At 66.0% G+C, this 14,873-nt stretch carries 15 protein-coding genes; 6 read left to right on the top strand and 9 right to left on the bottom strand.

Annotated elements, in window-relative coordinates:
- Position 1: 1 nt before the first annotated feature.
- Positions 2-319, top strand: coding sequence for a chaperone modulator CbpM (locus tag ACTG4X_RS21325; RefSeq protein WP_093055675.1), 318 nt, complete (start codon positions 2-4; stop codon positions 317-319).
- A gap of 1 nt (position 320) precedes the next feature.
- Here the strand turns inward: ACTG4X_RS21325 and ACTG4X_RS21330 are convergent, their stop codons facing one another.
- A complete protein-coding gene (locus ACTG4X_RS21330) occupies positions 321-2,060 on the bottom strand; it encodes a dipeptidase (RefSeq protein ID WP_440531846.1) in 1,740 nt (579 codons plus the stop codon).
- A 137-nt stretch (positions 2,061-2,197) separates the two neighbouring features.
- Positions 2,198-3,937: a dipeptidase gene (locus ACTG4X_RS21335; RefSeq protein ID WP_440531847.1), complete on the bottom strand. Its 1,740-nt coding sequence runs from the start codon at positions 3,935-3,937 to the stop codon at positions 2,198-2,200.
- A gap of 64 nt (positions 3,938-4,001) precedes the next feature.
- On the opposite strand from ACTG4X_RS21335, the gene ACTG4X_RS21340 reads away from it, so the two are divergent.
- A complete protein-coding gene (locus ACTG4X_RS21340; protein ID WP_307615457.1) occupies positions 4,002-4,586 on the top strand; it encodes a DNA-3-methyladenine glycosylase I in 585 nt (194 codons plus the stop codon).
- 73 nt (positions 4,587-4,659) lie between these two features.
- Here ACTG4X_RS21340 and ACTG4X_RS21345 read toward each other — a convergent pair whose 3' ends face one another.
- Entirely contained in the window at positions 4,660-5,013 is a 354-nt protein-coding gene (locus ACTG4X_RS21345; RefSeq protein WP_093073331.1) for an alpha/beta hydrolase, read from the bottom strand.
- Between the two features lie 406 nt (positions 5,014-5,419).
- On the opposite strand from ACTG4X_RS21345, the gene ACTG4X_RS21350 reads away from it, so the two are divergent.
- On the top strand, positions 5,420-6,922 hold the full coding sequence (locus ACTG4X_RS21350) for a short-chain fatty acyl-CoA regulator family protein (protein WP_440531848.1): 1,503 nt from the start codon (positions 5,420-5,422) through the stop codon (positions 6,920-6,922).
- Here ACTG4X_RS21350 and ACTG4X_RS21355 read toward each other — a convergent pair.
- Positions 6,864-7,718, bottom strand: a complete 855-nt coding sequence (locus ACTG4X_RS21355; RefSeq protein WP_093176204.1) for a hypothetical protein — start codon at positions 7,716-7,718, stop codon at positions 6,864-6,866. The two genes, ACTG4X_RS21350 and ACTG4X_RS21355, sit on opposite strands and share 59 nt — an antisense overlap.
- 183 nt (positions 7,719-7,901) lie before the next feature.
- Here ACTG4X_RS21355 and ACTG4X_RS21360 point away from each other — a divergent pair, with 183 nt between their 5' ends.
- Complete coding sequence (locus tag ACTG4X_RS21360; protein ID WP_440531849.1) at positions 7,902-8,828, top strand: LysR family transcriptional regulator; 927 nt, start codon at positions 7,902-7,904, stop codon at positions 8,826-8,828.
- 13 nt (positions 8,829-8,841) lie between these two features.
- On the opposite strand, the gene ACTG4X_RS21365 is transcribed toward ACTG4X_RS21360, so the two are convergent.
- Genes ACTG4X_RS21365 through gcvA form a run of 3 tightly spaced genes read right to left on the bottom strand, consistent with a single transcriptional unit; the run spans position 8,842 to position 11,233 of the window.
- Positions 8,842-9,585: a hypothetical protein gene (locus ACTG4X_RS21365; protein WP_440531850.1), complete on the bottom strand. Its 744-nt coding sequence runs from the start codon at positions 9,583-9,585 to the stop codon at positions 8,842-8,844.
- Positions 9,582-10,220: a DUF1345 domain-containing protein gene (locus ACTG4X_RS21370; RefSeq protein WP_093176211.1), complete on the bottom strand. Its 639-nt coding sequence runs from the start codon at positions 10,218-10,220 to the stop codon at positions 9,582-9,584. Before ACTG4X_RS21370 ends, ACTG4X_RS21365 begins: the two co-directional genes overlap by 4 nt.
- Before the next feature lie 32 nt (positions 10,221-10,252).
- Positions 10,253-11,233: a transcriptional regulator GcvA gene (gene gcvA / locus ACTG4X_RS21375; RefSeq protein WP_440531851.1), complete on the bottom strand. Its 981-nt coding sequence runs from the start codon at positions 11,231-11,233 to the stop codon at positions 10,253-10,255.
- A gap of 118 nt (positions 11,234-11,351) precedes the next feature.
- Here gcvA and ACTG4X_RS21380 point away from each other — a divergent pair, with 118 nt between their 5' ends.
- Together ACTG4X_RS21380 and ACTG4X_RS21385 are read left to right on the top strand one after the other, a co-directional pair.
- Entirely contained in the window at positions 11,352-12,662 is a 1,311-nt protein-coding gene (locus tag ACTG4X_RS21380; RefSeq protein ID WP_440531852.1) for an MFS transporter, read from the top strand.
- A complete protein-coding gene (locus ACTG4X_RS21385) occupies positions 12,634-12,795 on the top strand; it encodes a hypothetical protein (protein WP_177192697.1) in 162 nt (53 codons plus the stop codon). The genes ACTG4X_RS21380 and ACTG4X_RS21385 overlap by 29 nt, the downstream gene beginning before the upstream one ends.
- A gap of 18 nt (positions 12,796-12,813) precedes the next feature.
- Here the strand turns inward: ACTG4X_RS21385 and mmsB are convergent, their stop codons facing one another.
- A complete protein-coding gene (gene mmsB, locus ACTG4X_RS21390; protein ID WP_440531853.1) occupies positions 12,814-13,710 on the bottom strand; it encodes a 3-hydroxyisobutyrate dehydrogenase in 897 nt (298 codons plus the stop codon).
- A 40-nt stretch (positions 13,711-13,750) separates the two neighbouring features.
- A complete protein-coding gene (locus ACTG4X_RS21395) occupies positions 13,751-14,866 on the bottom strand; it encodes an enoyl-CoA hydratase/isomerase family protein (protein WP_440531854.1) in 1,116 nt (371 codons plus the stop codon).
- Positions 14,867-14,873 lie beyond the last annotated feature (7 nt).

Here is a 14,873-nt window from a genome sequence, read left to right on the forward strand (position 1 = left end):
CATGGTGAATTTCACTGTCACAACCGCCACCGCCGTCAGTGCCTCGCAGCCGCTCGCGGCGAGTGAACTGGCGCACGCCGTTGGCGCCGACACCGCCTGGGTCGTGCAACTGGTCGAGGTCGGCATCCTGCGGATCGAAACGACCGAGACCCAACCCGAGCGCTGGCAGTTCTCCAGCGCCGACCTGCAGCACGCGCTCGAAGCGCGCCGGCTGGAGCGCGACTTCGGCGTGGGGCTCGACGCTGCCGCGCTGATCCTCGACCTGCAGCACGAGGTGCGCCGGCTCAAGGCGGTGCTGCAGGCGCGCGGCCTGCGCTGAGCTACTGCATCTGCTGCAGGTTGCCGATGCGCACCAGCATCTCGGTGAACATCTGCAGGTCGGCGTCGAGGTCGGGCACTTCCTTGTATTCCTTGGCGTTGTGCCCGGTGTACTTCTTGCCGGGCATGCCGGGGCCGAAGCTGATCGCGTTGGGCATCTGCTTGGCCGTGGTGGCGCCGGCCGCGGATACTGGCTTGGCCTCGAGGCCGGTGGTGTCGCCGTAGATGTTGAGCAGCGTCGTCAGCCACTGGCCAGAAGGGTCGCGCGCCATCCAGTTGCCCTGGTCGTACTTGATCTCGACTGTGGCCTTGTTCGCCGCAGCCCAGTCATTGATCTTCGCGGTGACTTGGGTCTTGAGTTCTTCGGGCGTGCGGCCGCGCGGCATGCGCGTGTTGACCGCCACTACCACGCGGCCGTCGGCACCGGTGCGGATCAGGTTGGGAGAGAAAGTCAGTGGCCCCATGAAGTCGTCCCTGTAACCCAGACCGATCTTCTCGCCGAGGTAGCCGGTGCCGTAGAGCGCATCGACGTACTTCACCGCCTTGAGGAACTGGTTGTCGGCCAGCGCGACGCCGGACTCCAGCAGGAACAGGCCCAGCCGCGGCAGCGGATTCACGCCGTTCTGGGGCTCCGAGCCATGGGCCGAGGTGCCGGTGACCTTGATGGCGATGCTGTCCCCGTCACGCGTGATGGCAATCGCAAACTTGCCGCCCTGCGGTTCGTACTTCTGCAGGAAGGCCGGCTTCGCGGCTTCGAGCTTTGCGAGCACCGCAGCGAGGTCACCGCCCTTGAGCGTGGCGGTGGCGGTCTGCGAAATCGCGTTGACCGCGGCGGCTGCGCCCATGTCCGTGATCGCGGTGACTGCACCATCGGTTTTCTCCGCAGGGAAGAACACACTTAGCGAGCCCGCGCCCTTCTCGGCCACGACTGCGGGGTAGCCGCTGTCGAGCACGATGTTGTAGGCCGGCAGCGGCACCTTGCCGCGGTAGTACTCCATGGCGTCGCCACCGGTTTCCTCGGTGGTCTCGATCATCAGGCGCATGGTGCGCTGGATCGGCAGGCCGCTTTCCTTCACCGTCTTCATTGCGTAGAGCACGGCCGCGATGGAGCCCTTGTCGTCGATGGTGCCGCGGCCGTAGAGGCGATCGCCCACGCGCACCATGGTGAACGGATCGAGCCGCGTACCGTCGTCGAGCACCCACTCGGACAGCACCGCGGGCACCACGTCGGAATGCGTGAGGATGCCGAACTCTTCAGTGCCCTTGCCCTTGAGGCTGACTTCGAAGATGCGGTTGTCGACGTTGCGGTAAGCAAGCCCGAAGTCTCGCGCCATCTTCTCGACCAGCTTGCCGAAGTCGATGATCGTCGGGTTCTCGTGCGGCGGGATCTGCACGTTGCGCGCAGTCGGCAGCGCCACCATGGCACCGAGGCTCGCGATCACGCCCTTCTGGTTGTGCAGGCGGTTGTACAGGCCGAGCAGACGCGCGATGTTGGTGAGGTCGTCGCCGGCCAGCGGTGCCTTCTTGCGATAGGCGGCCACGGCGGGCTTCAGTTCGGGGTTGGCCTTCTCGGCCTGGGCCAGGAAAGCGTTGAAGCTGGAGGCGGGCTTGCCGCCTTGCCAGGCCGCGGCCAACTGGTCGAGCGCGGGTTTCTTGAGCGTCTCCGAGAAGGCCGGTGCGGTGAGGCCAACTGCCATCAAGCCCATGGTGAGGGCTGGCAACGAGAAGCGAAATTGCAGCATGTGCGTGACTCCCTTTTCACAAAAATGGAAGCCTTCGACGATACCCGAGCCACGCGCTGCGACAGGTCTCTGCGCACTACGAAGAAACGTTGCGCACGAGGGAGAAAGCGCGGCTTTAAGTTCGCCAACCGCGTGCGTTACTGCATCTGCTGCAGGTTGCCGATGCGCACCAGCATCTCGGTGAACATCTGCATGTCGGCGTCGAGGTCGGGCACTTCCTTGTACTCCTTGGCGTTGTGCGCCGTGTACTTCTTGCCGGGCATCGCGGGGCCGAAGTTGATGGCGTTGGGCATCAGCTTCGCGGTGGTGCTGCCAGCCGTGGGCACCGGCTTGGCCTCGAGGCCGGTGGTGTCGCCGTAGATGTTCAGGAGGGTCGAGAGCCACGCGCCCTTCGGGTCGCGCGCCATCCAGTTGCCCTGGTCGTAGGCAACCTCGAGCTTCACGTTGTTCGCGCTCGCCCACGCATCGATCTTCGACGTGACCTGCGCCTTCAGCTCGTCGGGTGTGCGCCCGCGCGGCATGCGCGCGTTGACCGTGACTTCGAGCCTGCCGTCGCTGCCCATGCGCACGAGGTTGGGCGAGAAGGTCAGCGGGCCCATGAAGTCGTCGGCGTAGCCCAGGCCCATCTTCTCGCCGAGGTAGCCGGTACCGTAGAGCGCGTCGATGTACTTCACGGCCTTCAGGTAGTGGTTGGCGGCCAGTGACACGCCGGACTCCTGCAGGAACAGCGCGAGGCGCGGCAGCGGGTTCACGCCTTCCTCCGGCCGCGAACCATGGGCCGAAACGCCTGTCACTTTCAGCTCGATGCTGTCGGCGCCACGCGCAATGTCGATGGCGAACTTGCCGCCCTGCCCTTCGTATTTCTGCAGGAAGGCCGGCTTTGCTGCTTCGAGCTTTGCGAGCGCGGCCGCAAGATCGCCGCCCTTGAGCGTGGCCATCGCCGTCTGCGAAATCGCGTTGGCCGATGCGGCGCCGCTCATGGCCGTGATGGCTGTCGATGCGCCATCCGCCTGCTCCGCCGGGAACAACACCTTCAGCGCGCCCGAGCCCTTCTCTGCAACCACGGCCGGGTACTTGCTGTCGAGCACGATGTTGTAGGCCGGCAGCTGCGTTTTGGTGCGGTAGTACTGCATCGCGTCGCCACCGGTTTCCTCGGTGGTCTCGATCATCAGGCGAATGCTGCGCTCGATGGGCAGGCCGCTTTCCTTCACGGCCTTCATCGCGTAGAGCACTGCGGCGATCGAGCCCTTGTCGTCGATGGTGCCGCGGCCGTAGAGAAAGTCGCCCACTCGGGTCATCTTGAAGGGGTCGAGCCGCGTGCCATCGTCGAGCACCCATTCGGACAGCACCGCAGGCACCACGTCGGAATGCGTGAGGATGCCGAACTCCTCGCTGCCCTTGCCCCTGAGGCTGACTTCGAAGATGCGGTTGTCGACGTTGCGGTAGGCAAGCCCGAAGTCGGTCGCCATCTTCTGCACCAGCTGGCCGAACTCGATGATCGGCGCGCTTTCATGGGGCGGCACCTGCACGTTGCGCACCGTCGGAATCGCGACCATGGTGCCGATGCTCGCAATCACAGCCTGCTGGTTCTTCAAGCGGTTGTAGAGGCCGAGCAGGCGCGCAATGTTGACGAGGTCGTCGCCGGCCAGCGAGGCCTTCTTGCTGCGGTAGGCATTCACGCTGCCCCGCAACGCGGGCTGGCTCTTTGCGACCTGCGCAAGGAAGGCGTTGAAGTCGGCGGCCGGCTTGCCGGCCTGCCACGCGGCGGCGAGCTGATCGAGTTGGGGCTTCTTGATGGTTTCGGCGTGCGCCTGCGCACCAAGGGCGAGCGCGACGCCCAAGGAAAGCGCCGACAATGAAAATCGAAAATGCTGCATCAGGGTCTCCCCCTCATTCTGAAAAAACTCCCCGACGATAGCCGAGCAAAGAATCGAACGAACAATGAGCAACAGCACCGACAAGATCCGCTGCGCCTGGGCCCAGACCGACCCGCTGCTGGCCGCCTATCACGACGCCGAATGGGGTGTGCCCGAGCGCGACAGCCGCGCGCTGTGGGAAAAGCTCATGCTCGACGGCTTCCAGGCTGGCCTCTCGTGGCTCACCATCCTGCGCAAGCGCGACGCGTTCCGCAAGGCCTTCAAAGGCTTCGTGCCGGAGAAGATCGTCAAATTCACCGAGGCCGATGTCGAGCGGCTGATGCAGGACGCCGGCATCGTGCGCTCGCGCTCGAAGATCGAGGCCACCATCGGCAATGCACGCGCCTACCTCGCGATGCAGGCGGCGGGTGAAGATTTCTCCGAATTCATCTGGGGCATGGCGGGCGGCAAGCCCATCGTCAACCGCACCGGTAGCGTTCCGGTGAAGACGCCGCTGTCGGAGGATATTTCCGCAGCGCTCAAGAAGCGCGGCTTCAAGTTCGTGGGCCCCGTCATCGTCTACGCGTGGATGCAGGCCACAGGCATCGTGGACGACCACGCGCACGACTGCCACCGGCACGGCGCCAAACACAACCCCAAGCCCCAATGAAAAAACCGGACGCTGCTTTCGCAGGTCCGGTTTTTTATTGACGTGTGACTGAGGCGGCTTGCGCCGCCTTCAATTACAGGCCGGCTTGACGCGTGAAGGTCAGGCCCTTCGCTTGCGAGGGGATCACGCTGCCAGCGAAGGTTTCGGGGCGCAGGTTCTGGCCAGGTGCGTGCGCAGCGGCAACAGCCTCGCTGCGAACAGTGGCGCGGTCGACCGAAGCGGCCAGGGCGGGCGTTGCGGTCGACGCAGCGCCTTCGTTGTCGCCATAAGCGTTGCCGGCACGGGCAGCTGCCACGGCTTGGGGCGCCACTTCGGCGCGGCTGTAGCCGGAGGTCAGGGGCTGAACGCCTTCGTAGGTTTCTGCATGGGCGCCAGCGGCGGCGAGCAGGGACAGAGCGGCGGCGGCGAGGATGTTCGAGGTCTTCATTTCAATTCCTTCTTCATTGGGCTTTTGGGTGCCCCAAGTGTGCACCGCGATTGCTAGGGTAAACCCCCGCTCAATCGAATCGCAGTGTTCATGAAATTGAAACAATAACGAGGAACTTTCGGTCGAGGCTAACTCAACTGTCCTTTCGGTCGCCGGAAATGCGGTTAGTTTGTGTACTTTTCTTCTAGCCCGTCAAGCGACGGCCATCGCGCAAGCAAATCCAAGCACGTTGCATGCCAGCTACTGCACCCTCCAAGCTCTCTGTCTCCCCAATGGGCCCGGTCCGTGAGCTTTGCACAATTCGCAATTCACAAAAGATCGTGCTCATAATGAAGGCTTGATTGGGCAAATGGTTGCGAATGAGCCTCGCCGTATTTGCGAATCTTGCAAATAACCGGATCAAGCGATGAAGAAGACTTTCATGGGCGTGCGGCTGCGCAGCCTGCGCGAAGAGCGCGGCCTGAGCCAACTCGCGCTCGCGCAGCAGTTGGGCCTGTCGCCCAGCTACCTGAACCAGATCGAGCAGAACCAGCGGCCGCTCACGGTGCCGGTGCTTCTGCGCCTGCATGCCACGCTGGGCGTCGACATCCAGGCCTTCTCCGAAGACGAAGAAGCGCGCCTCATCGCCAGCCTGCGCGAGGCACTGGCCGACAACCCCGGCGGCGATGCCGTCGCGCTGGCCGAGCTGCGCGAAGTCGCCACCCAGATGCCCGCCGTGGGCCGCGCATTGGTCGCGCTGCACCAGCGCCATCGCGATGCGATGGAGCGGCTCGAAGCACTGGCAGGCGAACTCGGCGACGGACGCGGCGATCTCGCGCGGATGCCGCAGGCGCGGCCCATGCCCTTCGAGGAAGTGCGCGACTTCTTCTTCGCACATCAAAACCACATCGCGCCGCTCGACGAAGCAGCCGAAGCCCTCGCCGCGCAATGGCGCCTGCGCGAAGGCAGCCCCGGCGACCGCCTCGCGCGCCAGTTGCTCGATACGCATGGCGTGCGGGTTGTGCCCGCCGAAGACGGCGAGGCCGGCGCGCAGCGGCGCTACGACCCGGGCTCGCGCGTGCTGAGGCTCTCGCCCTACCTGGAGCCCGGGCAGCATGCATTCCAGCTCGCCACGCAGCTCGCCTTCTTCGAAGTGGGCGACATGCTCGACGAGCTGGTGGCCGCCGCGCCGCTGTCGAGCGACACCGCTCGCTCGCTCGCGCGCATCGGCCTGGCCAACTACTTCGCCGCCGCGCTGCTGCTGCCCTACGGCGAGTTCCTCGAAACTGCCGAGCAGTTTCGCTACGACATCGACCAGCTGGCGCGCCGCTTCGGCGTGGGCTTCGAGACCATCTGCCACCGCCTGAGTTCGCTGCAGCGGCCCGAGGCACGAGGCGTGCCTTTCTTCCTGATCCGCGTCGATCGCGCGGGCAACATCTCGAAGCGGCAATCGGCCACGCACTTCCACTTCTCGAAGACCGGCGGCACCTGCCCGTTGTGGAACGTGTACGAGGCCTTCGCGCAGCCCGGCCGCGTGCTCACGCAGCTCGCTCGCATGCCAGACGGACGCGCCTACCTCTGGATTGCACGCACCGTGTCGCACGGCTATCGCGGCTACGGTTCGCCCAACAAGACCTTCTCGATCGGGCTGGGCTGCGACATCAGCCACGCCACGCGGCTGGTCTATTCAAAGGGCATGGACTTGCGCGATCCCGACGTGCCCACGCCCATCGGCGCGGGCTGCAAGGTGTGCGAGCGCGAGGCCTGCCCGCAGCGCGCGTTTCCGTTCGTTGGCCGGCCGCTCGACGTGGACGAGAACCAGAGCCGGTTCATGCCTTACGCGGCGGCACCGTCCGGCAACAACGCGATCGTCAGGAGCGCGGCCAGGCGCGCACCAGGGTCCGCAGCGCGACCCCGCCGCTCCCCTTGACCTCGGCACGGTAGGTGCCCACCAGCGCCTCGCGCTCGGCCGCGGCCTGCGGGTCGTTGCGCCAAGCCAGCAAGGCGGCCACATCGGCATCGGGCAGCGCGGCGAGCAGTGCCTGCGTTATCTGCTTTTCGAACTCGCGCGCTACCAGCATCAGGTTGCGCGGGCGCGTCGACGTCACACCACGCGACCACAGCGTGTCGAGAGCCATGTCGAGCGTGCGGTCCGGCAGCGAGCTGAGTTGTCCGCCGTTGCCGCGCGCCAGTTGCTTGACCACCGCGCTCATCAGCAGCTGGCTCGAAAAATCGATCTCGCGAACATCGGCCACGGCCATGCGTTCGAGCAGTTCGGTGCGCACGGGGTCGGCCGGCTTGGCGCGCTCGCGGTTGAAGAACTCGGCCCTGCCGGCCTCGCTCATGGCGGTGTAGTCGGTGCGCAGCTTCACGAAGCGGGCCACGGCGGCCTGCACTTGCGGGCTGAGTGCGGCACCGCCGTTGCCTGCCGATGCCACTTCCTGCTGGATGGCGGACACCGAGGCAGCGGTGTTGAACGCGCGCGTGGCAGCCGTATCCAGCGCCTTGAGCGCCTTGTCGGCGATGGCCTGGTCATCGGGGTCAAGCAGCTCCTTCGCTCCGCGCGCGACGGCACCGGGTGCATAAGACGCCTGGTAGCGCGCCTGCACGCCTTCGAACTGCAGGAGTGCTTCCGCACGGTTCTGCGCCCAGCCCATCAACGGGGCCAGAAACAGCAAAAGCAACAGGGAGAAACGGAACGGCGAAAGACGGTTCGGAGAGAGCATGGTGCCATTATTGGCACACCTGCCCGCTCCCCACGTCGCGCCATCTTGTGAAGTAACGCAAAAGTTCAGGCTCGTCGCCATGGAATCGAAACGTGCCGGCTTGCAGCCAAGCAACTGGATGTGACCGGCCGCGAGGCATATGATTCAACCGAGATATTTCGCAAATTCGATTGAATATTTTTCATGCTCCAGTCGATCCTCGAAATACGTCATCTGCGCACACTCATCGCGCTTCGCGACACCGGCAGCCTAGTGCGCGCGGCGCAATTGCTCAACCTCACGCAATCGGCGCTGTCGCACCAGATCAAGCTGCTCGAAGACCGCTACGACGCACAGCTGTTCGAGCGCAAGTCGGTGCCGCCGCAGTTCAGCACCACCGGCCTGCGTCTGCTGCAGTTGGCCGACACGGCGCTGCCGCTCATCGAAGAAGCCGAGCGCGACGTGGCGCGGCTCGCGCTGGGGCGCAGTGGCCAGCTGCGCATCGTGGTCGAGTGCCACGCCTGCTTCGACTGGTTGATGCCGGCAATGGATGCGTTCCGCCAGCGCTGGCCCGAGATCGAGCTCGACATCGTCTCGGGCTTTCACTCCGACCCGATCGCGCTGGTGACGCAGAACCGCGCCGAAGTGGCGGTCGTGTCCAGAGAAGGCTCCGACGAAGCGGTGGACTATCACGCGCTGTTCCGCTTCGAAATCATGGCCCTGCTGGCCAACGACCATCCACTGACGGCCAAGGCCTACCTCACGGCGCGCCACTTCACCGACCAGACGCTCATCACCTACCCCGTGCCCGATGAAGTGATCGACGTCGTGCGGCAGGTGCTGGCGCCTGCGGGCGCGGAGCCTGCGCACCGGCGCACGACCGAGTTCACGGTGGCAATGCTGCAGCTGGTGGCGAGCGGGCGCGGCGTGGCAACACTGCCGCTGTGGGCGGTGCAGAACTACCTGGACCGCGGCTACGTCACGGCCCGGCGCGTGGGCAGCAAGGGGCTGACGGGACGGCTCTACATGGCGTGCACGCCGGGCACGTCGGAGCAGCCGTGGCTGGCGGACTTCGTGCGCATCACGCGAGAGAACTGCTTCAGGAGCCTGCCGGGAATCGAACTGCTCTGAGTGTTTTTTCTCTTCAGAACCGCGTGCCCACCGACAGCCGCACCATGTCTTGCGCGGTGAAGTTCACCTTCGGGTCGTAGGCCGCGCGAACGAACCAGCGCGGCCAGTCGTAGGTGACTGTCAGGCCCGCGCGGCGAATGAACCGGCCATCGACAGTGCCCTGCTTGGCCAGCAGGTCGACAGTCAGGCGTTGCCGCTCGGGCAACGGCACGCGGTAGATCAGATGCACGTCCTGCTGGTCGGGGTTCAGCCGGTTGTCGCGGATCAGCGAGAGTGACAGCGCCGTGCCGTCCGTCCACTTGTAGCCGCCATACACCGTGTACGAATCGTTCGGGTCGAAGTTCAGGTTCGCGTAGTTGCGAAGGTTGGTGCGGCCCAGCCCCGTGCCGACGAACCAGCTGTCGCCAGTTTCCACCGCCAGGCTGCTGCCCACGAACCCACCCGAGGCGGCCTGCAACGACGGCAGCACCCGCACCGGCCCCAGCGTGAAGGTGTGGTCCCACCCCACGCGCGGCTGCGCGAAGTCGAGTACCGGCGAGCGGAACCAGCCGATCCAGACATTGCCGTCTCCGTAGGTGTAGCGCAGGTTCATGTCCAGCCCCGGCCCCGCGGGCAGGCCGCCGCCGGAAACCCGGTAGGCGCCCACGGTGAGCTTGAATGGCAGTTCGGCCGGTTCATCGTCGGCCCGCGCGGCCGGCGCGAGGCACAGCAGGGCCGTGGCGGCGACGAATCTTCGATGGCGTGCCGGCGTGCTCAAAACATGCTCGCACCGATGTTGATGAGCAACGCGAGCACAGTCGTGTTGAAGAGGTAGGCCAGGATGCAATGCACCGAGCCGATACGCCGCAGAGGCTTGGACACGAAGGACACATCCGCTGTCTGCCCCGAGGTGCCGATCACCGCGGAGAAGTAGAAGAAGTCGCCGTAGGTCGGCGGTTCGTCGTCCGGAAACTGAAGGCCGGGTTTTCGCCCCTGGCCCGCCCCGGCGTAGTAGTCATGCGCGTAGTGCAGCGTGAACATGATCTGCGTGAAGGCCCACGACGACATCACCGTGAGCCCTGCCAGCGTGATGTGCGCGATCTTCTCCAGGCCGTGCATGTCCTTCACCACCGCGAGTTCGCCGCCGATGGCCGCCAGGCTCGCAATGGCGGACACCACCACCAGCACGAGGATGACGATCTGCCCATCGTCCTGCATCTGCGCGCGATAGCGCATGTGCTGCTGCGACGACCGGGTCATCATGACTGCGGCCAGCAGCACGTACAGGCAGGCCCCCGTGTTCCACGCTATCAGCAGGCGCGTGACCAGGTGGGCTTCGACAGCCGAGGGTATGAGCACGCCGGTCGCAATGGCGATGGCCGTGGCAATGAAGAGTCGCGGCCGGGCGGCCATCTGGCGGAGGAATCTGTGTCGCTGGAGTTTCATCAAGGCTTGGGCACGGCACGCCGCCGGGGTGGCGGCGCTACGGCCTGACCTGCGACTGTCGACGATGCTCTCTTGCGGCTACCTGACGAAGCGCTTTTCTGGCGCACCGCACCGAGCAGCCAGTCACGAAAAGCCGCGACTTTCGGCCGGTCGCGGCTGCCTTCGGGGCACACGAGGTAGTACGCGAAGTCTTCGAGCCACGTCGCTTTCGAGAGCTGCACGAGGCGGCCTTGCTCGATCTCGGGAACCATCATGGCCGCGGGCAGCAGCGCCGCGCCCTGCCCCGCGAGCACCGCCTGCAGCAACAGGCCGGCGTCGTCGAAAGAAGGCCCGCGCGCCGGGCCGGCATCTTCGATGCCCTGCGCCTCGAACCACAGGCGCCAGCCCTTGCGATCGGCATCGTTCACGCGCGGCCACCGCAGCAGGTCGGCCGGCTTCTTCGGCTTGCCGTATTCGACGATCAGCGCGGGAGCGGCGACGGGAACCATCTCGACCGTGAGCACGCGCTGGCTGGCGAGCCCGGGGTACTGGCCCATGCCGTGACGGATGGCCACGTCTACGCCGTCGCGCGAGAAATCGGCCAGCGCATTGCTGGTCAGCACCTGCAGGTCGATGTCGGGATGCGCGTCCTGGAAGGACTTCAGGCGCGGCACGAGCCAGGCGAAAGCAAAGAACGGCGTGGCGCTCACGGTGAGCAGGCCGGTCTCCGCAGGCGCGGCCACCTTCTGCGTGGCATCGCTGATTTGCCTGAAAGCATTGCGCACGGGCGGCAGATAGGCCTGGCCCGCGTCGGTCAGGAAGACGCCGCGATTGACGCGGCGGAACAGCTGCACGCCGAGATGCAGCTCCAGCGTCTTGACGAGCTGGCTCACGGCGCCGGGGGTCACGCACAGCTCGTCCGCCGCGTTCTTCACCGAGAGATGGCGCGCCGTGGCTTCGAAGGCACGGAGTGCGTTGAGGGGTGGGAGCTGGTGTTCCATTATTTAGAAATTCTGATTCAGCAACAGCAGAAATTCTGGTTTGCGGCTCAGATTGATAAGCGGGAATATTCGCACACCCGAAATCAATCAATTCAGATATTCTGATCTTTAAAGGTCTATGCCCTTGAGCCACACGCCAACCTCATCGCAAGCCGGTGGCCTCTTCCGCGGCTGGCTGGTGGTCGCAGGCGCCTTTGCCGTGACCTTCGTCGGCTTCGGCAGCGCCTACACCTTCAGCGCCTTTCTCGAATCGCTGCAGAAAGACTTCGGCGCCTCGCGCGGCTCGGTCTCGCTGGTGTTCTCGCTGGCGGGCTTTCTCTACTTCGGCCTCGGGGTGCTCAGCGGCCCGCTGGCCGACCGCTGGGGTTCGCGGCGGCTGGCCGTCGCCGGCATGGTGCTGGTCGGGCTGGGGCTGGCGCTTGCGGGGCAGGCGCGGAGCCTGACGCAGATCTATCTCGCCTACGGGCTGGGCGTCGGCCTCGGGGTCGGTGCGTCGTACGTGCCGGTACTGGGCGCTGTGCAGCGCTGGTTCGTCAGGCGGCGCGGCTTTGCCTCGGGGCTGGCCGTGAGCGGCATCGGCGTGGGCACGCTGGTGATGCCGCCGCTGGCCTCGCTCTTCATCGAGACGCTCGGCTGGCGGAACGCCTACCTGGCGCTAGGCGCGCTGGCGGTGGTGGTGGGCGTGGGCATGGCGCTGCTGATCGAGAACGACCCGCGCGACCGCGGGCTCGGCCCCGACGGCGATCCGCCACAGCCTCTGGCCACGTCCGCCCAGGCCGAGGGCTTCACGGTGCGCGATGCCGTGCGCTCGCGGCGCTTCGCCGGCCTGTACGTGGCCTGCCTCATCAGTTCCTTCGGCCTGTTCGTGCCCTTCGTGCATCTGGTGCCTTACGCGCTGGACCATGGCGTGCCCAATGCGCACGCGGTGCTGCTGCTGGGCGCCATCGGCGTCGGCAGCACGGCCGGGCGCTTCTTTCTGGGCGGGCTGGCCGACCGCATGGGACGCGCGCAGACCATGCTGCTGATGTCGGCCGGCATGGCGCTGTCGCTGCTCGTGTGGGCAGCGTCCAGCGGCTTCTGGGGGCTGGCGGTGTTCGCGTTTTTCTACGGCGCGTTCTACGGTGGCTTTGTCGCGCTGTTGCCGGCGCTGGTGATGGACTACTTCGGCGGACGCAACATCGGCGCGATCATCGGCGTGCTCTACACCAGCGTGGCCTTCGGCACGCTGGTCGGCCCGGCCGCTGCGGGCTTTGCCTTCGACGTGAGCCGCAGCTATCTGCTGCCGATTCTTTTCAGCGTGGGGGCCAACCTCGTGGCGGCCGGCATCATGTGGGCGATGTCGCGGATGGACGCTTCTGCAAAGCTGGCCAGCACGGCCTCGCCGCGGGGTACAGTCGGGCATGACCCAAGCACCGCCCGCCGCTCCTAGCCCGCCTCCCGCATCGGCTGCACCTGCCGAAATCACGGAAAACCAGGCGATCATGCGCGCCTGGGTGCTCTTCACCGTGTTGTTCGTGGTGGTGATCGGCCTGCTTTGGGCCCTGCACTCCCACTACGGCTGACCACCGCCAGCGTCCGGCTCAGGACGCCTTCTGTACCAGCTTCAGCACGCTCGAAAAATCGAGCGCGCCATGGCCCGCGAGGCTGTGTGCCGCATAGAGGCTGCGCGCCAACCCACCCAGCGGCGTTGCCGCGCGCACGGCGGTCGCGTTTTCCTGCGCGAGCCCCAGGTCCTTGAGCATCAGGTCGGTGCCGAAGCCGCCGGCATAGTTCTTCGAGGCGGGCGAAGTTTCCATCACGCCCGGCATCGGGTTGTACTTTTCGAGCGCCCAATTGCCGCCCGAGCTGCGGCGCATGATCTCCGACAGCACCTTCGGATCGAGCCCGTTGGCCACGCCCAGCGCCAGCGCCTCCGAAGTGCCGATCATCAAAATGCCGAGCAGCATGTTGTTGCAGATCTTCGCTGTCTGCCCCGCACCGGCAGCGCCAGCGTGGAAGATGTTGGCTCCCATCTTTTCGAGCACCGGACGCGCGCGCTCCAGGTCTTGCACTTCGCCGCCGACCATGAAAGTCAGCGTACCGGCAATCGCGCCGCCAGTGCCGCCCGACACGGGCGCATCGATCATCGCGATGCCCTTGACGGCGGCCGCTTCAGCCACCTTGCGCGACGTGGCCGCGGCGATGGTGCTGCTGTCGATCACCAGCGTGCCGGCGCGAATGCTGTCGAGCAGGCCGGGCTTGCCAGCGCCACCGAGGAACAGGCCCTCGACATGCGCGCTGGCCGGCAGCATGCTGATGACGACTTCGGCGTCGACCACCGCTTCTGCAGCCGAAGCGGCAATGGGCAGGCCGTCGCCGCCGAACTTCTTGCAGGCCTCGACCGAGAGGTCGAAGGCGCTGAGCGTGTGGCCGGCCTTGAGCAGGTTCATGGCCATCGGGCCGCCCATGTTGCCGAGGCCGATGAATGCGATCTTCATTTGTCTTGTCTCCGTTGTTCTGTGCGGGAAATGATGAAACTCAGACCAGCGACGCCAGCTCGGCAGGCATTTCGCCGCGCGGGCGCAGGTGGTCTTCGATGAAGGCGGGCGTGATCTCGTCGAGCGTGGCCGGGCTCCAGCGCGGGTTGCGGTCCTTGTCGACCAGCACGGCGCGGATGCCTTCGGCAAAGTCCTTGTGCGCGCAGAAGCCCAGCGAAGCCCAGTATTCGAGGCGGAACACTTCGGCCAGCGACATGCGCAGCACGCGCTGCCACAGCTCGAAGCTCAGCGCGGCCGAGCTCGGCGCGCCCTTGGCTAAGGTCTTGGCCGCCGTCTGCAGCCACGCGTCGTCGCTTTGCAGGTCATGCAGGCGCTTCGCGATGTCGAGCAGGTCGTCGCCAGCCATCAGGGCGTTGATGGTGTCGTAGTGCTCTCGCACCTTCGAGGCCGGCATCTCCGCGCCCTCGCCCGCCTTGGCGAGGATGCGCGACAGCGTGGCGCGGTCGGCCTTCTGCTCGCCTGCCCACTGCGTGGCGCCGATAGCTTCGAGCACTTCGCCCTTGCGCTCCTGCGGCACCAGCACGTCGGCCAGTCCGCAGAAGATGGTGTCGGCGGCGTTGACGTTGGCGGCCGTGAGCGCGAGAAACAGCCCCGTGCGGCCCGGCGTGCGGCGCAGGAACCAGCTGCCGCCCACGTCCGGGTACAGGCCGATGTTGATCTCGGGCATCGCGATGCGGCTTTGCAGCGTCATCACGCGGTGCGATGCGCCGGCCAGCAGGCCCACGCCGCCGCCCATCACGATGCCGTGGCCCCAGCACAGGAAGGGCTTGGGGAAGGTGTGGATCAGGTAGTCGAGCTCGTACTCTTCGCGGAAGAAGTCTTCGGCGTAGGTGTTGCGCGCGGGACCGCAGTCGAGCAGCGTCTGGTAGAGCTGGCGCAGGTCGCCGCCGGCGCAGAAGGCCTTCTCGCCTGCCGCCTGCAGCAGCACGCCGACGATGCCGGCGTCTTGCGCCCACTCGCGCAGCTTTGGCGTGAGCAGGCGCACCATGTCCACGGACAGCGCGTTGAGCGAAGCCGGTGCGTTGAGCGTGGCCACGGCAAAGCGCTGGCCACCGGCGGTCTTGATTTCGTCGAAGAGAACTACGGAGTCGGTCATTGTCTTG

It is taken from the genome of Variovorax sp. YR566 (genome assembly GCF_051992195.1).
GTDB lineage: Bacteria > Pseudomonadota > Gammaproteobacteria > Burkholderiales > Burkholderiaceae_C > Variovorax.